Annotated in this window: 14 protein-coding genes; 10 read left to right on the top strand and 4 right to left on the bottom strand. The window is 73.5% G+C overall.

Annotation, left to right across the window (positions count from 1 at the left end; translation table 11 throughout):
• Positions 1 to 272 precede the first annotated feature (272 nt).
• The 6 genes from ACFYU9_RS29670 (at position 273) to ACFYU9_RS29645 (ending at position 9243) form a co-directional block, all read left to right on the top strand.
• A complete protein-coding gene (locus ACFYU9_RS29670) occupies positions 273 to 2405 on the top strand; it encodes a glycogen debranching N-terminal domain-containing protein (protein WP_389346691.1) in 2133 nt (710 codons plus the stop codon).
• 139 nt (positions 2406 to 2544) lie between these two features.
• Positions 2545 to 3315, top strand: a complete 771-nt coding sequence (locus ACFYU9_RS29665; RefSeq protein WP_389207876.1) for an NUDIX domain-containing protein — start codon at positions 2545 to 2547, stop codon at positions 3313 to 3315.
• 167 nt (positions 3316 to 3482) lie between these two features.
• Entirely contained in the window at positions 3483 to 5249 is a 1767-nt protein-coding gene (locus ACFYU9_RS29660; protein ID WP_389346689.1) for an ATP-binding cassette domain-containing protein, read from the top strand.
• 106 nt (positions 5250 to 5355) lie between these two features.
• On the top strand, positions 5356 to 6294 hold the full coding sequence (locus ACFYU9_RS29655; protein ID WP_389207872.1) for a FadR/GntR family transcriptional regulator: 939 nt from the start codon (positions 5356 to 5358) through the stop codon (positions 6292 to 6294).
• Positions 6295 to 6741: 447 nt separating this feature from the next.
• The gene (locus ACFYU9_RS29650; RefSeq protein ID WP_389207870.1) at positions 6742 to 8286 is read left to right on the top strand and encodes an RNA polymerase sigma factor; all 1545 of its coding nucleotides are present in this window, start codon (positions 6742 to 6744) and stop codon (positions 8284 to 8286) included.
• Positions 8287 to 8424: 138 nt separating this feature from the next.
• The gene (locus ACFYU9_RS29645; protein WP_389346687.1) at positions 8425 to 9243 is read left to right on the top strand and encodes a serine protease; all 819 of its coding nucleotides are present in this window, start codon (positions 8425 to 8427) and stop codon (positions 9241 to 9243) included.
• A 157-nt stretch (positions 9244 to 9400) separates the two neighbouring features.
• On the opposite strand, the gene ACFYU9_RS29640 is transcribed toward ACFYU9_RS29645, so the two are convergent.
• The gene (locus ACFYU9_RS29640) at positions 9401 to 9631 is read right to left on the bottom strand and encodes a hypothetical protein (RefSeq protein WP_389207866.1); all 231 of its coding nucleotides are present in this window, start codon (positions 9629 to 9631) and stop codon (positions 9401 to 9403) included.
• A 433-nt stretch (positions 9632 to 10064) separates the two neighbouring features.
• On the opposite strand from ACFYU9_RS29640, the gene ACFYU9_RS29635 reads away from it, so the two are divergent.
• The 3 genes from ACFYU9_RS29635 (at position 10065) to ACFYU9_RS29625 (ending at position 14479) form a co-directional block, all read left to right on the top strand.
• Positions 10065 to 12182 (top strand): type IIA DNA topoisomerase subunit B, encoded by a 2118-nt coding sequence (locus ACFYU9_RS29635; protein ID WP_389207864.1) that lies wholly within the window; start codon positions 10065 to 10067, stop codon positions 12180 to 12182.
• A 180-nt stretch (positions 12183 to 12362) separates the two neighbouring features.
• Positions 12363 to 12875, top strand: coding sequence for a DUF485 domain-containing protein (locus tag ACFYU9_RS29630; RefSeq protein ID WP_389207862.1), 513 nt, complete (start codon positions 12363 to 12365; stop codon positions 12873 to 12875).
• 11 nt (positions 12876 to 12886) lie between these two features.
• Positions 12887 to 14479: a cation acetate symporter gene (locus ACFYU9_RS29625; RefSeq protein ID WP_389346782.1), complete on the top strand. Its 1593-nt coding sequence runs from the start codon at positions 12887 to 12889 to the stop codon at positions 14477 to 14479.
• A 22-nt stretch (positions 14480 to 14501) separates the two neighbouring features.
• On the opposite strand, the gene ACFYU9_RS29620 is transcribed toward ACFYU9_RS29625, so the two are convergent.
• Positions 14502 to 15248 carry a response regulator gene (locus tag ACFYU9_RS29620; protein WP_389346685.1) on the bottom strand — a complete coding sequence of 249 codons (747 nt, stop codon included), beginning with the start codon at positions 15246 to 15248 and terminating at the stop codon, positions 14502 to 14504.
• Positions 15245 to 16936, bottom strand: a complete 1692-nt coding sequence (locus tag ACFYU9_RS29615) for an ATP-binding protein (RefSeq protein ID WP_389207859.1) — start codon at positions 16934 to 16936, stop codon at positions 15245 to 15247. Before ACFYU9_RS29615 ends, ACFYU9_RS29620 begins: the two co-directional genes overlap by 4 nt.
• Before the next feature lie 143 nt (positions 16937 to 17079).
• On the opposite strand from ACFYU9_RS29615, the gene ACFYU9_RS29610 reads away from it, so the two are divergent.
• Positions 17080 to 18147, top strand: a complete 1068-nt coding sequence (locus ACFYU9_RS29610; RefSeq protein WP_389346683.1) for a CobW family GTP-binding protein — start codon at positions 17080 to 17082, stop codon at positions 18145 to 18147.
• Here ACFYU9_RS29610 and ACFYU9_RS29605 read toward each other — a convergent pair.
• Positions 18144 to 19625 carry an FAD-dependent monooxygenase gene (locus tag ACFYU9_RS29605; RefSeq protein WP_389346780.1) on the bottom strand — a complete coding sequence of 494 codons (1482 nt, stop codon included), beginning with the start codon at positions 19623 to 19625 and terminating at the stop codon, positions 18144 to 18146. The two genes, ACFYU9_RS29610 and ACFYU9_RS29605, sit on opposite strands and share 4 nt — an antisense overlap.
• Positions 19626 to 19652 lie beyond the last annotated feature (27 nt).

The following is a 19652-nucleotide window of genomic DNA, read 5'->3' as shown; positions in this document are numbered from 1 at the left end:
GTGTTCGTCCTGCCCGTGCGGCCGGCCGCCGGCCGCTCGCCCCGGAACCACGGCCGTGCGCATGACCGGCCGGCGCGACGCAGGGGCGGGCGAGTGACGGCCGTGACCCGTCGGGCCGTGGCGGCGTTCACTTCTGTGGCGCTACCGCGGGAGTGGTGGCGCCCCACGGCCGGATCCGCGGACCGCCGGGACCGCCCGCGCGGACCCGAGCCCGGTCTTTGCCGGGCCCGGCCGAGCAGCCCGGACCGCACAGAGAGCGCCGCACACGCGACATGGCCCCCAGCTCCGCACAGGCCCCCGGACCCGCCGCCGGACCCCCGGCCCACCCGGGAGCCCCGCTCCAGGGACCGGGCCCCGGGGCGGCCCGTCCCGTCGAACTGCCCGCCGCGCACGACACGCTCGTCTGCGTCGCCCTGCCCGCCCTCGCCGTCAGTCCCCGGCACGGCCAGCTCACCGGCACCGGCCTCGACGGGGTGTTCCTCGGCGGGCGCCGGCTCCTCGCCCGCTGCGTCCTGCGGATCGCCGGGCGCGAGCCCGTACCGCTCCACGGCCGGACGACCGCGGCGGACCGCGCCGACTTCCTGGGCGTCCTGCGCACGCCCGGGGACACCGGGCCCGACCCCGGACTCGTCGTCGAGCGGACCCGCGAGGCGGACGGCACCGAGCGGATCACCCTGCGCAGCTCCGCCACCCGCCCGCTGCGGCTCCCCGTGGAGCTCGCTCTGGGCACGGATCTCGCGGACCTGGGCGCGGTGGCGGCCGGGCGGCCCGGGCCCGAACTCGCCGCCAGCGTCCACGGCACCGGGCTCCGCTGGACGGCAGGTGACGGCAGCGCCGTCGCCGTGGCGGCCGACCCGCCGCCCAGAGAATCCCTCGCGGCCGCCGGACTGCTCCGCTGGGAGGCCGTACTGGCCGCCGGGGGCAGCTTCGTCCTCACTCTCCGCATCCGGTCCGAGCGGGCCGGCCGCGCCCCCGGTGCCGGCACCGACTCCCGTCCCGGCTCCGGCCGCACCCACGGACCGGGACCCGGACTCGGACCTGGCTCCGGTCCCGGCTCCGGCGGCGGTCGGCCCGGCGGGCACGTCCTCGCCGACGCCGTCGCCGAGGGGGACGACCCGCGGCTCGGACCGCTGCTGCGGTCCTCCCTCGCCGACCTGCGCGCACTGCTCCAGCGCGACCCCGCACACCCCGCCGACGTCCATCTCGCCGCCGGAGTGCCCTGGCGCTGCGGACCCGTCACCGCCGAGGCCCTCTGGGCCGCCCGCATGGCCCTTCCCCTCGGCACCCGGCTCGCCGTCACCACCCTGCGTGCCCTGGCCCGCACCCAACTGCGCGGCCCGGGGCCCGAGTCAGGGCTCATTCCCGGGCCGCTCCGGGACGCGGGCCCCCACCTGCCACCCCGCTGCACCGGAATCGAAGCCACCCTCGCCTTCCCCGTCGTGCTCGCCGAGGCCCACCGCTGGGGGCTGCCCGAGCCGGACCTCGCGGAGCTGCTCCCGGTCGCCGAGCGCTGCCTCGACTGGCTGCGGCGGGCGCTGGACGGCGGCGGCTTCGTGCCGGACCCGTGGCCCGCCGGGCCGGCCCGTGCCGAGACCCAGGCCCACGCGCACCGCGCGGCCCTGCTCGGCGCCGATCTGCTCGACGCCGGCGGATGGCCCGGCGGGGACGCGTGGCGGGAGCGGGCACGGGCGCTGCGCGCGCGGTTCCGTGACCGCTTCTGGCTCGACGATCCGGCCGGCGGCAGGCCCGCGCTCGCCCACACGGCGGACGGCCGCCCGCTGCCCCAGCTCGGCGGCTGGGCCGCGCACCTGCTCGACACCGGGCTCGCCGGCGCGGGCCGGCCGGCGCCCGGACTCCTCGACAAGGCGCAGACCGAGCGGCTCGCCCGGCTGCTCGCGGCCCCGGGCCTCGACTCGGGCTGGGGGCTGCGCGGCCTCGGCGAGAAGGAACCCGGCTACAACCCGTTCGGCCACCGGTCGGGGACGGTCCGGCCGCACGAGACCGCCGTCGCGGTCGCCGGTCTCGCCGCCGCGGGGTACGAGCGTGAAGCGGCCGCGCTGCTGCGCGGGATGGTCGACGCCGCGGACGCCTTCGGCCACCGGCTGCCCGAGATGTTCGCGGGGGAGCGTCGGACGCCCGGGGCCGTACCGGCGCCGCACCCGGCGGCCTGCCGGCCCGCTGCCGTCGCCGCCGCGGCCGGGGTGCAGCTGCTGACCGCGCTCGTCGGCGTCCGCCCGGACGCACCCGGCCGCACCGTCGCCCTGCACCCGCTGCGCTCGGCGCCGCTCGGCGAGGTCCGGCTCTCCGGACTGCGGGTCGCCGGAGAGCCGTTCGCCGCCCGCGTCGGCCGGCTCGGCCTCGGCATGGTCGAGGAGGCCGCGCCCGGCCTCCAGCTGGGCGTCTGACCCGGCACGGGCGATGCCGTTGGCCGCGAGCGGAGCGCAACGAAGGGGCGGGGGAGGGGCGGGGCGGGGGAAGGAAGAAGTGGTGGCCGATCCTCCGCACGGGAGTGTTTATCGTCAGGGAGACGACTATGATCGCCGCATGCCTCCCTACGACCCGTCGGCCTTTCCGCCCTTTGCCGTCACCGTGGATCTGGTCGTGCTCACGGTGCGGCGCCACTCCCTGTGCGCCCTCGTCGTGAAACGGGGCGAGCCCCCCTTCCAGGGAAGCTGGGCGCTGCCGGGCGGCTTCGTCCGGGCCGACGAGGACCTCGACGCCGCCGCCGCGCGCGAGCTCGTCGAGGAGACCGGGCTCTGCGTCCACGACCCGGGCACCCCCGCGCCCGTTCCCGGGCACGGGGCGCACCTGGAACAGCTGGCGACGTACGGCGCGCCCGACCGTGATCCGCGGATGCGGGTGGTGAGCGTGGCCCACCTCGCGCTCGCCCCGGACCTGCCCGCGCCGCGCGCGGGCGGCGACGCCAACAGCGCGCGCTGGGCACCGGTCGAGGAACTTCTCGGCCGGGACGGGGCGGCAGAGCCGGCGGGCGAGCAGCCATCGCCGCTCGCCTTCGACCACACCCGGATCCTCTCCGACGGTGTGGAGCGCGCCCGTTCGAAGATCGAGTACTCCTCGCTGGCCACCGCCTTCTGCCCGCCCGAGTTCACGGTCGGCGAGCTGCGCCGGGTCTACGAGGCGGTGTGGGGTGTGGCGCTCGACCCGCGCAACTTCCACCGCAAGGTGACCGGCACGCCCGGCTTCCTGGTGCCGGCGGGTGGCACCACGACCCGTCAGGGCGGCCGTCCCGCCCAGCTGTTCCGTGCCGGCGGGGCCACGCTGCTGAACCCGCCCATGCTGCGGCCCGAGGTCTAGGAGGCGTCTCGCCGACCGGGCCGGATCCGATCGGCGGGAGAGCCCCGACGCTCGTTCTCCGGCGGACCCGAGTCGCCAACCATGCACCAAAAGTCCGAAATGGGACGTTATCTTGCTGGGACAGCCGCCCTGCCGCGGAGCGGTCTCACCTACCCGCGAGAGAAGCGATGCTCCAGGCCATCGGACTCACCAGCACCCCCCGCCGGGACCTTCCGCCCGCCGTGGACGATCTCACCTTCGAGGCCCGGCCGGGCACCGTCACGGCCCTGCTGGGGCCGGCCGGCGCCGGCAAGACCACCGCCCTGCGGCTGATGCTCCAGCTCGAACCGGGCCGTGGCGTCACCTACTTCCGGGGGCGCCCGCTGCACCGCGTCGCCCAGCCCGCGCGGGAGGTCGGCGTGCTGCTCGGCGACGTGCCGGGCCATCCGTCCCGCACCCTGCGCAGCCAGCTGCGCATGCTCTGCGCCGCCGCCGGGGTTCCCGGTGCCCGCGCCGACGACATCCTCCGGACCGTCGGGCTCACCGGCGTGCACGACCAGCGGATCGGCACCCTCCCACTCGGCATGGACCGCCGACTGGGCCTCGCCTCGGCCCTGTTGGGCGACCCGCACACCCTGCTCCTCGACGAGCCGGGTGCCGGGCTCTCCGTACGCGAGAGCGGCTGGCTGTACGAACTCCTGCGCACCCACGCCGACGAGGGCGGCACCGTTCTCTACACCACCGCCGACCCCAGGGACGCCGCCCGCAACGCCGACCGGGTCGTCACCCTCGACCGGGGGCGGCTCGTGGCCGACCAGGACGTCACCGAGTTCGCCCGCACCCGGCTGCGCCCCCGGGTCGCCGTGCGCAGCCCGCACGCGGCCCGGCTCGCCGCCGTCCTCGCCCAGGAGTCCCGCGCCGCCCGCCGCCCGGTGGAGGTGGTGGCGGAGGGCGGCAACCGGATCTCGGTGTACGGCAGCGACTGTGCCACCGTCGGGGAGACGGCGTTCCGCAACGGCGTACTCCTGCACCGGCTCGCCGACGAGACCGGAGAGGCGCGCCCACCGGCCTCCACCCCCGCCGCCGCAGGACCCCCCACCGCCGTCGACGTCCCCGCACGCCCCGACCCTCAGACCCCGGCCGTCCCCGCCCCCCGCTCGCGCGCCCCGCGCCGTGCGCCCCGCCGCTCCCCGCTCCGCCCGGTGCGCTACGAGATCCGCCGCCTGCTCGGCGTGCCGTCCACACCGCTGGTGGCCGCCGGAGTGCTGCTGGTCTCCGTGGTGCTCGCCGTGCTCCTCGCGCGCAGCGGGCGCACCCCGCTGCCCGCGGTCCTGGCCGGCTGGCCCGGGCTCTCCCCGCTCCCGCCCGCGGCGCTGGGGGCCGGGCTGCTCGGCGCGTTCTCGTTCGGCGAGGAGTACCGCTACCCGGCGCTCACCACCGGACGCGGCGCCGTCCCGCGCCGGCTCGGCCTGCTGCTGGCCAAGCTCGCCGTCGCGGCGGCCGTCGGCGCGGTGCTCGCGGTGCTCGTCGTGGTGGCCGATCTGGAGGCCCTGCGTCTCGTCTACGGCGGCGAGTTGATCCCCGTACCGCACAATTGGCCCACCCTGTGCGCCAATTGGTTCGGCCTGGTGGTCGGCTGCGCCTGGGCCGGGGTGCTCGGGGCGGGCGTCTTCCGGGCCGCGGCCGCCGGAGTCGCCGCGGTCCTCGCCGTACCGGTGATCTTCGCGCCGCCACTGCGGCAGCTGCTCTCCGGGGTGCCAGGCCGTTCGGTCGCCGGACTTCCGGCGCGGCTGCGCGAGTTCGCGCGCGTGGAGTGGTCGACGGCCGCGGACCGCTGGGTGATGGGGGCGGTGCGGGTGGTCGGGCAGCCCGTGGGAGTGGCCCTGGCCCTGACGTTGACGGTCCTGCTCTGCGCCTATGTGCTCACCGGGCTGCGCGGGAGGGCCCGTTGGTGATCACATTCGGATCAGAAGATTCCACTTCGTCGGCAACTGCCTTGAAAAATGCCGCCTATGCCCCATTAATCGTCAATTGTGTAGCAGGTGCCGATCACCCTTTCGTGTGCTTTTCACCAAAGACCTCAAGGGGCACGGGAGCCACGCCGACAAAGGATGCGTGACTACCCTTGCGCATACGATGATGTCCGCCGCCCGCCCCGTCGAGTCCGGCCTCGGCGCCACGGGCGATCTCGACCGCTACCCCTACGCGGAGGCCCCCGCCCCCGAGCGTGTGGGTCCGCCCTCCTGGGAGGGGGCGGACGACCTCGGCCGGGTCGGCCGCAGGGCCGCCGGCAGCCGCGGCCGCGGACTGCACGGGCAGCTCGTCCAGCAGCTCGGCCAGATGATCGTCTCCGGCGACCTCGGCGCCGACCGTCCCCTCGTACCGGAGGAGATCGGCCAGCGTTTCGAGGTCTCCCGCACCGTCGTCCGCGAGTCGCTGCGCGTCCTGGAGGCCAAAGGCCTGGTCAGTGCCCGCCCCAATGTCGGCACCCGGGTCCGGCCGGTCAGCGACTGGAACCTGCTCGACCCCGACATCATCGAGTGGCGCGCCTTCGGCCCGCAGCGCGACGACCAGCGGCGCGAGCTGAACGAGCTGCGCTGGATCATCGAGCCGCTCGCCGCCCGGCTCGCCGCCGGCCACGGCCGCGAGGACGTCCAGCAGCGTCTCGCCGACATGGTCGAGATCATGGGGCACGCGTACGCCCAGGGTGACGCGATCACCTTCTCCCGCGCCGACACCGAGTTCCACGCGCTGCTCATCCAGCTCGCCGGCAACCGCATGCTGGAGCACCTCTCCGGCATCGTCGGCGCCGCCCTCCAGGTCTCCGGGGCCCCCGCGACGGCCTGCGACCGCCCCAGTGAGGGCTGCCTCTCGCACCACGCCCGGATCGTCGACGCCCTCGCCGCCGGCGACGCCCTCGGCGCCGAGACCGCCATGCGCCAGCTGCTGACCGTCCACCCCGAGGTGGAGCGTGTCGTGCCGGCTCCCCGCGAGCACTGATCCACGCCGTGCCCGACAGCGCCGCGACGCCCGCATCGCGTGCCGCCGTAGCCGAGCGGAGCCCGGGGGCCCGATGCCGCCCCCGGGTGCCGGGGCCGGCGGCGCGGAGGCGCGCCCGCCGGGTGCGCCGGGCGGTGCGCAAGGGCGCGGGGCGGGGTGCGCAGGGCAGGCAGGGCGGGGTGATCATGCCGCTTCCGGATGTTTCCTGGCGGATTCGCCACAATTGAGGTGTGACTCGGGCCACGCGGATTGGGCGTAACGCTCCTCGAAGCCGCGCGATGACCTAAGAGGTGACAGCCGAGGAAGGAATACAGCAGCCGCTCACGGTGCTGTGCAGTTCCCCGGCCCAGCCCGCGCCGTCGGCTCATTCCCCGTCGACGGTCGTCGGCTCCAGCCTGATCCAGGGCGGGGCCGGAAGCCGTTTTCCATCGTTCCGAGAGGTTGTTCGTGTCGGCCAGCACATCCCGTACGCTCCCGCCGGAGATCGCCGAGTCCGCATCTGTGATGGCGCTCATCGAGCGGGGAAAGGCTGATGGGCAGATCGCCGGCGATGACGTGCGTCGGGCCTTCGAGGCTGACCAGATTCCGCCAACCCAGTGGAAGAATGTTCTGCGCAGCCTCAATCAGATCCTCGAGGAAGAGGGTGTGACGCTGATGGTCAGTGCAGCGGAGTCGCCGAAGCGCACCCGCAAGAGCGTCGCAGCGAAGAGCCCGGCCAAGCGCACCGCCACCAAGACCGTCACCGCCAGGACGACCGTGACGAAGACCGTCTCGGCCGCCACCGCGGCCTCGGCGGCCGAGAGCGCGGACCCGGCCGACGAGGCCGGCTCCCCGGCCAAGAAGGCCGCGGCGAAGAAGACCGTCGCCAAGAAGGCGGTGGCCAAGAAGACCGTCGCCAAGAAGACGGCCGCGAAGAAGACCACGGGCAAGAAGGACGACGAGGAGCTCCTCGAGGCCGAGGACCTGCTGGAAGACGTCGCGCCCGGCAAGGACGAGGAAGAGACCGAGGGCGAGAACAAGGGCTTCGTCCTGTCCGACGAGGACGAGGACGACGCGCCGGCCCAGCAGGTCGCCGTGGCCGGTGCCACCGCCGACCCGGTCAAGGACTACCTCAAGCAGATCGGCAAGGTCCCGCTGCTCAACGCCGAGCAGGAGGTCGAGCTCGCCAAGCGCATCGAGGCCGGTCTGTTCGCCGAGGACAAGCTGGCGAACTCCGACAAGATCGCCCCGAAGCTCAAGCGCGAGCTGGAGATCATCGCCGAGGACGGCCGCCGCGCCAAGAACCACCTCCTGGAGGCCAACCTCCGTCTGGTGGTCTCGCTGGCCAAGCGCTACACCGGCCGCGGCATGCTCTTCCTGGACCTGATCCAGGAGGGCAACCTCGGTCTGATCCGCGCGGTCGAGAAGTTCGACTACACCAAGGGCTACAAGTTCTCGACGTACGCCACCTGGTGGATCCGTCAGGCGATCACCCGCGCCATGGCCGACCAGGCCCGCACCATCCGTATCCCGGTGCACATGGTCGAGGTCATCAACAAGCTCGCCCGCGTGCAGCGCCAGATGCTCCAGGACCTGGGCCGCGAGCCCACCCCGGAGGAGCTGGCCAAGGAGCTCGACATGACCCCGGAGAAGGTCATCGAGGTCCAGAAGTACGGTCGCGAGCCGATCTCGCTGCACACCCCGCTGGGCGAGGACGGCGACAGCGAGTTCGGTGACCTCATCGAGGACTCCGAGGCCGTCGTCCCGGCCGACGCGGTCAGCTTCACGCTGCTCCAGGAGCAGCTGCACTCCGTGCTCGACACGCTCTCCGAGCGTGAGGCGGGCGTCGTCTCCATGCGCTTCGGTCTCACCGACGGCCAGCCGAAGACGCTCGACGAGATCGGCAAGGTCTACGGCGTGACGCGTGAGCGCATCCGCCAGATCGAGTCGAAGACGATGTCCAAGCTGCGTCACCCGTCGCGCTCGCAGGTGCTGCGCGACTACCTCGACTGATCGAGGACTGATCGAGGCACGCACGAGGGCCCGGTTCCCCGTTCGGGGGCCGGGCCCTTCGGCGTGCGCGCGTGTGCGCGGAGGGCGCGCCTGGACGACGCTGGGTGAAACGACATCACCGGAGAGTCAGGAGGCTCCATGCGTCGTCCCATCGCCCGAGCATTGACCGGTGCCGCGGCCCTGTTCGCCGCGGCCGTGGCACCACTCACCACCACGGCTCCCGCGTCCGCCGACAGCGTCGTGGTCGGCGGCACGCCGATCGACATCACGGAGGCGCCGTGGGTCGTGGCGCTGTCCAGCCGTGACCGGTTCGGTGGTACGCGGGCGGGGCAGTTCTGCGGCGGTGTGCTCGTCGCCCCCACCAAGGTGCTCACCGCCGCGCACTGTCTGGGGCGCGAGGCCCTGGGCGGCCGGCCGTGGCAGGTGCGCGACTTCGCGGTCATCGCGGGCCGCACCTCGCTGCGCGGAGAGGGCGGCCAGGAGGTCAGGGTCGCCGACACCTGGGTGAACCCCGACTACGACCCCTCGACCAACTCCGGGGACGTGGGCGTCCTCACGCTGGAGAAGGCGCTGCCCTCGTCGTGGGTGATCGAGGTCGCCGCACGTGACGATCCGGCGCTTACCGCGGGTACGCCGGCGGACGTGTACGGCTGGGGCGACACCACCGGCGACGGCGCGTACGCGACGTCGCTGCGCACGGCGCGGGTGCAGGTGCTGCCCGACGCGTCCTGTGAGCGGGCGTACTCGGGCGGCTTGGGAGTCGCGTACCGGGGCGACACGATGCTGTGCGCGGGCGATCCGCACGGAGGCAAGGACGCGTGCCAGGGCGACAGCGGCGGGCCGCTGGTCGCGGCGGGGCGGCTGATCGGCCTGGTGTCGTGGGGGAGCGGCTGCGGGCAGGCGGAGAACCCCGGCGTCTACACGCGGGTCTCCGCGGTGCTGCCGAAGCGTCTCTGACCCGCTGTCGCGAGCCGGCCCCGTCCCGTCACGGGTGACTCGCCGTCAGGACGGGGTCACGGCGCGAGAACGGGCGGCCACCCCCTGGTGCAGCGGGGGTGGCCGCCCGTCGGCCGGTCGTCAGGAACCGGCCCGTAGCTCGTCGGGATGCGAGGCGTCAGTGGTCGTCGCCCTGGGTGCGGGCCGGCACGTCGGTGAGCCGGTCCGTCTCATCCTGTATATCCGCGGCGATCTTCTTGAGTTCCGGCTCGAACTTGCGCCCGTGGTGGGCGCAGAAGAGCAAGTCACCGCCGCTGGTCAGAACGACGCGCAGGTATGCCTGGGCGCCGCAGCGGTCGCATCGGTCAGCGGCCGTCAGGGGGGTCGCGGGGGTCAGAACAGTAGTCACGTCGCCTCTTCTCTAGCTCGACGAGCTGTCGTACCAGGGTCAACATCCAACCAGGCCGAAAACGTTCCCGCTCGTGGCTTTTCCTCGAAACTTTTTCCCGAGGTGGCTGTCTGCTGCCGGTTGGCGGCGAATGAGCCGTATTGCGCTTGCTCTACGGGTTTCGCATTGCTGTGTGTGGTCGTGCCCTCCCGGCGGGTTGCCGGTTGTTCATGAGGACGTGCCCGGAGCCTAAATGGTTCATGCCTGGAAGGGAACGTGATGTTTGCGTCACCCCATCGAGGGATCGAACACCCATACGACTCTGGACTAGCATGAGTCATCAGGAGGGTGGCGTGACAACGGCTCTACCAGGCATCGGTACCCTCTGACCGGTGACCGACGCCGGGCCTTACCCCACTGGGCCAGATTTCAAATTCAGCGAGGAGCGAACCGCGTGACCGCCGAGACGTCCGTGCCGTCCAGTGCGCTGCTGACCGCAGACCGTGACGGTTCCAACTACACCGCGCGGCACCTGCTCGTCCTCGAAGGGCTCGAAGCCGTCCGCAAGCGCCCCGGTATGTACATCGGGTCGACGGACAGCCGCGGCCTGATGCACTGCCTCTGGGAGATCATCGACAACTCCGTCGACGAAGCCCTCGGTGGCTACTGCGACCACATCGACGTCGTGCTGCACGACGACGGCTCCGTCGAGGTCCGCGACAACGGCCGCGGCATCCCCGTCGACGTCGAGCCCAAGACCGGCCTGTCCGGCGTCGAGGTCGTCATGACCAAGCTGCACGCCGGCGGCAAGTTCGGCGGCGGCTCGTACGCGGCCTCCGGCGGTCTGCACGGCGTCGGCGCCTCCGTGGTGAACGCGCTCTCCGCCCGCCTCGACGTCGAGGTGGACCGCAACGGCGCGACGCACGCGATCAGCTTCCGCCGCGGCGTCCCGGGCATCTTCACCGAGGCCGGCCCGGAGAGCCCCTTCGATCCGACCGGCGGCCTCCTCAAGGGCAAGCGCGTCCCCAAGACCCGCACCGGCACCCGCGTGCGGTACTGGGCGGACCGCCAGATCTTCCTCAAGGACGCCAAGCTCTCCCTGGAGACGCTGCACCAGCGCGCCCGTCAGACCGCCTTCCTCGTCCCCGGCCTCACCATCGTCGTCCGCGACGAGCGCGACCTGCAGGGTGTGGGCAAGAGCGAGGAGACCTTCCGCTTCGACGGCGGCATCAGCGAGTTCTGCGAGTTCCTTGCCCAGGACAAGGCCGTCTGCGACGTGCTGCGCCTCACCGGCCAGGGCACGTTCAAGGAGACCGTCCCGGTCCTCGACGACCGCGGCCACATGACCCCGACCGAGGTCACCCGTGAGCTGGGCGTCGACGTCGCCCTGCGCTGGGGCACCGGCTACGACTCGACGGTCCGCTCCTTCGTCAACATCATCGCCACGCCCAAGGGCGGCACCCACGTCTCCGGCTTCGAGCAGGCGATCACCAAGACGGTCAACGAGGTGCTGCGCGCCAGCAAGCTGCTGCGCGTCGCCGAGGACGACATCGTCAAGGACGATGCCCTCGAAGGCCTCACCGCCGTCGTCACCGTCCGGCTCGCCGAGCCGCAGTTCGAAGGCCAGACCAAGGAGGTGCTCGGCACCTCCGCGGCCCGCCGGATCGTCGCCAACGTGGTCGCCCGGGAGCTCAAGGCGTTCCTGACCTCCACCAAGCGCGATGCCAAGGCGCAGGCCCGCGCAGTCCTGGACAAGGCCGTCGCCGCCGCCCGTACCCGGATCGCGGCCCGCCAGCACAAGGAGGCGCAGCGCAGGAAGACCGCGCTGGAGTCCTCCTCGCTGCCCGCCAAGCTCGCCGACTGCCGCAGCGACGACGTCGAGCGCAGCGAGCTCTTCATCGTCGAGGGAGACTCCGCGCTCGGCACCGCCAAGCTCGCCCGCAACAGCGAGTTCCAGGCCCTGCTCCCGATCCGCGGCAAGATCCTCAACGTCCAGAAGTCCTCCGTCTCGGACATGCTGAAGAACGCCGAGTGCGGAGCGATCATCCAGGTCATAGGAGCCGGCTCGGGCCGCACCTTCGACATCGACGCGGCGCGGTACGGAAAGGTCATCATGATGACCGACGCCGACGTCGACGGCTCCCACATCCGCACGCTGCTGCTGACCCTGTTCCAGCGCTACATGCGGCCCATGGTCGAGCAGGGCCGCGTCTTCGCCGCCGTGCCGCCGCTGCACCGCATCGAGCTGGTCCAGCCCAAGAAGGGCCAGGACAAGTACGTGTACACGTACTCGGACAACGAGCTGCGCCAGACCCTGCTGGAGCTCCAGCGCAAGGGCGTCCGTTACAAGGACGCCATCCAGCGCTACAAGGGCCTCGGCGAGATGGACGCCGATCAGCTGGCCGAGACGACCATGGACCCGCGCCACCGCACCCTGCGCCGGATCAACATCGGCGACCTGGACGCGGCGGAGCAGGTCTTCGACCTCCTCATGGGCAACGACGTGGCCCCGCGCAAGGAGTTCATCACCAGCTCCGCGGCGACCCTGGACCGCTCGCGCATCGACGCCTGACCTCCGCACGCTCCGGCCGACCGGCCCGCCCGATACGACTGTCGGACGGGTCGGTCCGTCATTCCCGGGATCCCGTCACCTGATGGGGTGAAGAAGGCGGGAGAAGAGTCCGAAATCCGCCCAGTCTGTCCATCCTTGGGCACGCGGCCGAAACGGTTCGCTGACAAGGAGAGTTCACCGGTGGAGAAGCAGGACGGGCGCGATCCCGCGACGGTGCGGATCGACGACCCCTGGTACGACGAGCTCGCCGCCGGCTGGGGCGAGCATGACGGGGAGGGGCCGGCGGCCGGCGCCGTCCCCCGCCAGCAGGCCCCGGCCGCCCAGCCCCCGGCCGCCTACGCCCCGGCCGCGCGGGCCCGGGTGCACACCGCGGCGGACATCTATCTGGAGGTCCAGCGGAGCCCCGCCTTCCAGGAAGTGCGCCGCCGCTACCGCCGCTTCGCCTTCCCGGCCTCGCTCGCCTTCCTGCTCTGGTACCTGGCGTACGTCGTCGCCGCCACCGCCGCCCCCGGCCTGATGGCCCGGCCGGTCGTGGGCGCGGTCAACGTCGCCATGGTCGCCGGGCTCGGCCAGTTCGCGACCACCTTCCTGCTCACCTGGGCCTACGCCCGGCACGCCCGGCTGCGCCGGGACCAGGCCGCTCTCGAACTGCGCTGGGACACCCAGGAGATGACCCGGGGGGTGCGGCGATGACCGGAGACCACATGACCGGCGGACACCAGACGCTGGCGCTCGTCCTGTTCAGCGTCTTCATCGCGGTCACCCTGGCGATCACCACCTGGGTCAGCCGCGACCGGCACGGCTCCGCCGAGGAGTTCTACGCCGGCGGCCGGCTCTTCTCCCCCATGGAGAACGGCTTCGCCATCGCGGGCGACTACATGTCCGCCGCCTCCTTCCTCGGCATCTCCGGCCTGATCGCCCTCTTCGGCTACGACGGCATGCTCTATTCCGTCGGCTTCCTGGTCGCCTGGCTCGTCGTGCTGATGCTGGTCGCCGAACTCGTCCGCAACTGCGGCCGCTTCACCCTCGCCGACGTCGTCGCGGCACGGATGGCCGAGCGGCCCGTCCGGATCGCCGCCGGCGCCTCCTCCGTGACCGTCTCGGTGCTCTACCTGGTGGCCCAGATGGTCGGCGCGGGCAGCCTGGTCGCCCTGCTGCTCGGCGGCACCAGCGGAGCCGCCCGCGCCTGGACCGTGATCGGGGTCGGCGCGCTCATGGTCGTCTACGTGTCGCTCGGCGGCATGCGGGCCACCACCTGGATCCAGATCGTCAAGGCCGTGCTCCTCATGGCCGGCACGATCGCGCTCACCGTGCTCGTCCTGATCCGCTTCCACGGCGACTTCGGACAGTTGCTCACCACCGCGGCCGAACGCAGCGGCCACGGCGCGGACTTCCTCGCCCCCGGGCTGCGCTACGGCGGCGACTGGACCGCCCGCCTCGACTTCGTGAGCCTCGGCATCGCCCTCGTGCTCGGCACCGCGGGACTCCCGCACATCCTGTCCCGCTTCTACACGGTGCCCACCGCGCGGGCCGCGCGCCGCTCCGTCGTCTGGTCCATCGGCCTCATCGGCGGCTTCTACCTGATGACGATCGTCCTCGGCTTCGGCGCCGCGGCCCTCGTCGGCCCCGACACCGTCCGCGCCTCCAACGCCGCCGGCAACACCGCCGTGCCGCTGCTCGCCCTCGACCTCGGCGGCGGCGCGGGCTCCACCGGCGGCACCGTCCTCTTCGCCGTCGTCGCGGCCGTCGCCTTCGCCACCATCCTCGCCGTGGTCGCCGGCATCACGCTCGCCTCCTCCGCGTCGGTCGCCCACGACCTCTACGCCACGCTGCGCCGCGGCCACACCAAGCAGTACAGCGAGGTGACGGTCGCCCGGGTCGCCGCCGCCGGCATCGGCGTCGCCGCGATCGGCCTCGGACTGCTCGCCCGCGACCTCAACGTGGCCTTCCTCGTCGGCCTCGCCTTCGCCGTGGCGGCCTCCGCGAACCTGCCGGTGCTGCTCTACTCGCTGTTCTGGAGGCGGTTCACCACCAAGGGCGCGGTCTGGTCTGTGTACGGCGGACTGATCCCCGCCGTGCTGCTCGTGCTGGTCTCGCCGGTGGTCTCCGGCAGCCCCGAATCGCTGTTCCCCGGCGTCGACTTCCAGGTGTTCCCATTGCAGAACCCGGGCGTGGTCTCCATCCCGCTCGGCTTCCTCGCGGGCTGGATCGGTACGGTCACCTCGACCGAGCCGCCGGACGAGGCCAAGCATGCCGAGACCGAGGTCCGGGCGCTCACCGGCGCGGGCGCGGTCTGACCACAGGCCGTGGCCGGGCGCGTCAGCGCGTGGCCGAGGAGGCCCACACGTACCGGTGCTCGGGGCGGCCCGTCTCGCCGTACTTCAGCGAGAGCCGCACTCGGCCGGTCCGCTCCAGGAGCTTGAGATAGCGCTGGGCGGTCTGCCGGCTCACGCCGGCCCGCTCGGCGATCTCCTGCGCCGACAGCGGCCCCCCGGCCGCGAGCAGCACCTGGCGCACCAGCTCGGCCGTGGTGGGGGAGTGGCCCTTCGGCAGCTCCGGTGCGACGGCGACGGCGGACAGCGCGCCGAAGATCCGGTCCACCTCGGCCTGTTCCGCCTCGCCGCCGCCGTCGAGCGTGCGGCGCAGGGCCGCGTACGCTTCCAGCTTGGCGCGCAGCCCGGCGAAGCTGAACGGCTTCACCAGGTACTGCAGCGCCCCGTGCCGCATCGCCGCCTGGACGGTCGCCACGTCACGGGCGGCGGTCACCATGATCACGTCGCACGGCCGGCCGAGGGCGCGCAGCTCGCGTACCACCCCGAGACCGTTGCCGTCCGGGAGGTAGTGGTCGAGCAGGATCAGATCCACCGGGGTGCCGGCCTCGGCGAGTGCGGCGATCCGGGCCAGGGCCTCGGCCGCCGAGTGGGCGACGCCCGCCACCCGGAAACCGGGCACCTTCTCCACGTACGCGGCGTTGATCCGCGCCACGTGCACGTCGTCGTCGACGACCAGGACCCTGATGACGCCGCTCGCGCCGGTCCCACCGCTCCCACCGGTCACGCCGTTCATCGTGCCTCCTCCGTGCCGGTCACGGGCGCGAGCGGCCCCTCGTGCCCGTGCGCGGGAGCGGCGGTGTCGCTCAGGGCCTCGGGCAGCAGCACGGTGAACTCCGCGCCGCCGTCCGCGCCGGTGCCGACCACGGCGCTGCCGCCCTGACGCTGCGCGAGCCGGCGGACCAGGGCGAGCCCGAGCCCGCGCTTGCCGTGCGCCGGCGGCTCCTTGGTGCTCCACCCCTCCGTGAAGATCAGCTCGCGCCGCTCGTCGGGCACGCCGGCTCCGCTGTCGGCGACCCGGAGGACGACCGTCCGCCCCTCGGTGCGCAGATCGACCTCCACGCGCGCGTGAGGCGTGCCGGAGGCGGCGTCCAGGGCGTTGTCGACCAGGTTGCCGACGACGGTGACCAGCTCGCGCGGATCGACGAGCCGGTCGGGGAGCAGCGAGCCGGGCGCGACGCGCAACGAGACACCCCGCTCGGCCGCGACGGTGGCCTTGCCGACGAGGAGCGCGGCGAGCAGCGGGTCGTGGACCTTCTCGGTGACCTGCTCGGCCGTCGCGCGGTGCACACCGACCACCTCGTTGACGTACTCCACCGCCTCCTCGTGCATCTCCAGCTCCAGGAGCCCGAGGAGGGTGTGCATCCGGTTGGCGTGCTCGTGGTCCTGGGCGCGCAGCGCGTCGATCAGGCCATGGGTCGAGTCCAGCTCGCGTCCGAGCCGTTCCAGCTCGGTGCGGTCGCGGAGGGTGGCGACGGCGCCGCCGTCGTCCGTGGGCATGCGGTTGGCGATCAGCACCCGGCCGCCGCGCACGGTCACCAGGTCCTCGCCGGTGGCCCGGCCGGCGAGCACGTCTGCGGTACGGCCCGCGCCCAGCGCCTCCTCCAGGGGCTGCCCGGTGGCCTCGGGGCCGAGTCCGAGCAGCCGCTGTGCCTCGTCGTTCATCAGCCGGATCCGGCCGGCCCGGTCGAGCGCCACGACGCCCTCGCGGATGCCGTGCAGCATCGCCTCGCGTTCGGCGAGCAGCGCCGAGATGTCGGAGAAGGCCAGGTCATGGGTCTGCCGCTGGAGGCGGCGGGAGATCAGGTACGCGGCGAGCGCGCCGGCCGCCAGGGCTCCGCCGGCGTACCGGAGCAGCCCGGGGATCGCGGCCACGAGCCGGTCGCGGACGCTGTCGTACTCGATGCCGACCGACACCGCGCCGACGATCTCGCCGCGCCCGTCGCGCAGCGGCGCCTTGCCCCGGGCGGAACGGCCCAGGGTGCCGCTGTCGATCTCCATCACCTCGTGGCCGGCGAGCACGTCGCTCGGGTCGGTGGAGACCACCTCGCCGATCCGGCCGGCGTCCGGGTGCGACCAGCGCACCCCGCGCGTGTCCATGACCACCACGTACTCGGCGCCGGTGGAGCGCCGTATCCGCTCGGCCTCGGTCTGCACCGGGCCCGCCGCCGTGGGCGGCGTGCCCGTCACGCCGGCGGCGATCCGCGGTGAGGCGGTCGTCTGCGCGATGGCGAGGGCCCGGCGCATGGCCTGATCGTCGAGCTGGGCGCTGAGCGGGGCCAGGAACAGGCCGGTCGCGAGCACCGTCACCCCGGTCGCGATGGCCAGCTGCATCAGCAGGACCTGCGAGAACATCCGCCGCGGCCACCCGAACCTGCGCCGGCGGACGGGTGGCCGCGCGGCCGTGGACGATGCGGGGCTCATGGCGCAAACCGTACGGCCACGAGCGCGCCGACCGGAAACGGTAGCCCCCGGCCCGGGGCGACGCCGCTGCCCGGATCCCCGCTGGGCCCTGCCTATCCTGGAGGCTTCGCACGCCCACCACCGACCGTCCGGAGGCATGACCCTTGAGCACCCAGCAGATTCCCGTCGTCGTCCTGGCGGGGTTTCTCGGGGCCGGGAAGACCACCCTGCTCAACCAGCTGCTGCGCAGCGCGCGCGGGACGCGGATCGGGGTCATGGTCAACGACTTCGGCGACATCGGCATCGACGCCATGACGGTGGCCGGCCAGGTCGGCTCGACCGTCTCGCTCGGCAACGGCTGCCTGTGCTGCGCGGTGGACGCCGGCGAGCTCGACGAGTACCTGGAGGTGCTGACCCGCCCCGAACTCCGGCTCGACGTGATCGTCATCGAGGCCAGCGGACTCGCCGAGCCGCAGGAGCTCGTCCGCATGATCCTCGCCAGCGACAACGCGCGGACCGTCTACGGCGGCCTGGTCGAGGTGGTCGACGCGGCCGAGTTCGCCGCCACGCGCACCCGCCACCCCGAGACCGACCGGCACCTGGCCGTCGCCGACCTCGTCGTCGTCAACAAGGCCGACCGGGTGGCGGCGGAGGAGCTGCGGGCCGTACGCGAGACGGTCACCGGGCTCGCGCCGAGGGCGGCGGTCGTGGAGGCGGCGCACGGGCGGATCGACCCGGAGCTGCTCTTCGACCGGGTGGTGCCGGACGGCGAGATCGCCGGGCAGATGTCCATCGAGGACGTCCTCTACGGTGACGACGACCCCCACGCCCACCCGCACGCCCACTACGACACCGTCTCTCTCGGCACGTCGGTGCCGCTGCACCCGCGCCGCCTGATGGCCTTCCTGGACTCGCGCCCCGAGGGCCTCTACCGCCTCAAGGGCTTCGTCGACTTCGGCGCCGCCGACCCGGACCACCGCTACGCCGTCCACGCCGTCGGCCGCTTCCTGCGCTTCTACCCCGAGCCCTGGCCGGCCGGCGAGGAGAGGCTCACCCAGCTCGTCCTCATCGGCAGCGGTGTCGACGCCGCCGCCCTGCGCAAGGAACTCGCCGCCTGCGAGCAGAACGGCCCCGAGGACATTCCCGAGGAGCACAGCATGTGGGGCGTGCTGCGGTACGTGCAGCAGCCGGAAGTGGACGGCGCGGAGCCGGACGAGGCCCCCTCGGTCTAGGCCGGCGCCGTCACCGGCGCGGGCGCGGCGCCGACCGCGGCCAGGTAGGCGTCCAGGCCGTCGGCGGTCGCGCCGGCCCAGCCGACGTAGCCGTCCGGGCGGATCAGGAAGAGCCCGGTGCCGTACGGCTCGTACGCGGCGATCCGGGCCGTGCGTATGCACGTGGGCGCCCCGGGCAGGCCGGGGAGTGCCGTGCCGACCGCGAGCAGGGTGAAGTGCGGTCCGCGGAAGAGGTCGAAGAGGCGGCGGCCGTCGCCGCACGGGCCGTCCGGCGCCCGGTCGCCCGCGCGCAGCGCGTCCTCGGCGAGCCCGGTGCGCGTCTCCGCGGCGAGCGCGGAGTCCCGGTAGCCGAGGCCGAGCTGCTGCACCTCCTCGCCGCGCTGGGTGCTCTCGCCCTCCGCGCTCGCCCGGTGGATGCGGGTGCTGATGCCGAGGACGTCGGCGGCGACGGGCAGCCGCTCGGCCTCGTACGAGTCGAGCAGCGCGGCCGGGGCGCCGTGCCGCAGTACCTGGCCGAGCTTCCAGCCCAGGTTGTAGGCGTCCTGGATTCCGGTGTTGAGGCCCTGGCCGCCGGCCGGGGAGTGGACGTGGGCCGCGTCGCCCGCGAGGAAGACCCGGCCCGCGCGGAAGCGGTCCGCCATCGCCGCCCGGGCGCGGAAGCCCGAGGCCCACACCACCTCGACGACGTCCTTCGCGGCGAGCGGAGTGCGCGCGGCGAGCAGATCGCGGACCGCCTCGGGCGCGGTGTCCACGACGGCCGCCGCGTCCTCGAAGGAGGCGATCAGCTGGAACACGTCCCCGCCGGGGAGCGGGCACAGCGCCACGCCGCCGCCCGGCGCCGTGGGCCAGACGTGCCAGTTGCCCCGGTCGACGCCGGCCTCGGGCGCGAGCCGGACGTCGGCGACGAGCATCGGGCGCGGGTCGACCGTCTCGCCCGTCATGCCGATGCCGAGCGCCCTGCGGACCGTGGAGCGCCCGCCGTCGGCCGCGACGAGGAAGGCTGCCCGCACGGTCTCGCAGGCCGCTCCGTCCCTGGAGAGCTCCGCCTCGACCCCGTCGGCGTACTCGCGGAATCCGGTGAGCTCCGCGCCGAAGCGGACCTCGCCGCCCAGCTCGACGAGGCGGGCGCGGAGCAGCTCCTGGGTGCGTGACTGGGGGATGAGCAGCGTGTTCGCGTAGGGGATCCGCGCGGTCGGCTCCGCGCGCTTCATCATGTCCCACTCGCCCCGCCGCTCGGTGCCCTCCCAGCGCAGCATCCGCGGATAGAGCGAGCCCGCCGCCTGGATCGCGGGCAGCACGCCGAGGTCGTCGAGCACCTCCTGGCTGCGCGGCTGGAGCCCCTTGCCGCGCGAGCCGGGAAACAGCCGGTCCGCCTTCTCGACAAGGAGCGCGCGCACGCCGCGGCGGGCCAGGTCGATCGCGAGCACCAGTCCGGTGGGCCCCGCTCCGGCGATCAGCACGTCCGCGTCCCGGCGCATGTCACTGCTCGTGCTCGTGCTCGTGCT

This window comes from Streptomyces sp. NPDC004327 (assembly GCF_042873935.1).
In the GTDB taxonomy this organism is placed as follows: Bacteria; Actinomycetota; Actinomycetes; order Streptomycetales; family Streptomycetaceae; genus Streptomyces.
This window is presented reverse-complemented; position numbering and strand designations above follow the sequence as displayed.

Bases quoted from the DNA above. Each gene is read 5' to 3' on its own strand.
- ACFYU9_RS29670 (WP_389346691.1), top strand. From the start codon at position 273: ATGGCCCCCAGCTCCGCACAGGCCCCCGGACCCGCCGCCGGACCCCCG.
- ACFYU9_RS29665 (WP_389207876.1), top strand. From the start codon at position 2,545: ATGCCTCCCTACGACCCGTCGGCCTTTCCGCCCTTTGCCGTCACCGTG.
- ACFYU9_RS29660 (WP_389346689.1), top strand. From the start codon at position 3,483: ATGCTCCAGGCCATCGGACTCACCAGCACCCCCCGCCGGGACCTTCCG.
- ACFYU9_RS29645 (WP_389346687.1), top strand. From the start codon at position 8,425: ATGCGTCGTCCCATCGCCCGAGCATTGACCGGTGCCGCGGCCCTGTTC.
- ACFYU9_RS29625 (WP_389346782.1), top strand. From the start codon at position 12,887: ATGACCGGCGGACACCAGACGCTGGCGCTCGTCCTGTTCAGCGTCTTC.
- ACFYU9_RS29620 (WP_389346685.1), bottom strand. From the start codon at position 15,248: ATGAACGGCGTGACCGGTGGGAGCGGTGGGACCGGCGCGAGCGGCGTC.
- ACFYU9_RS29615 (WP_389207859.1), bottom strand. From the start codon at position 16,936: ATGAGCCCCGCATCGTCCACGGCCGCGCGGCCACCCGTCCGCCGGCGC.
- ACFYU9_RS29605 (WP_389346780.1), bottom strand. From the start codon at position 19,625: ATGCGCCGGGACGCGGACGTGCTGATCGCCGGAGCGGGGCCCACCGGA.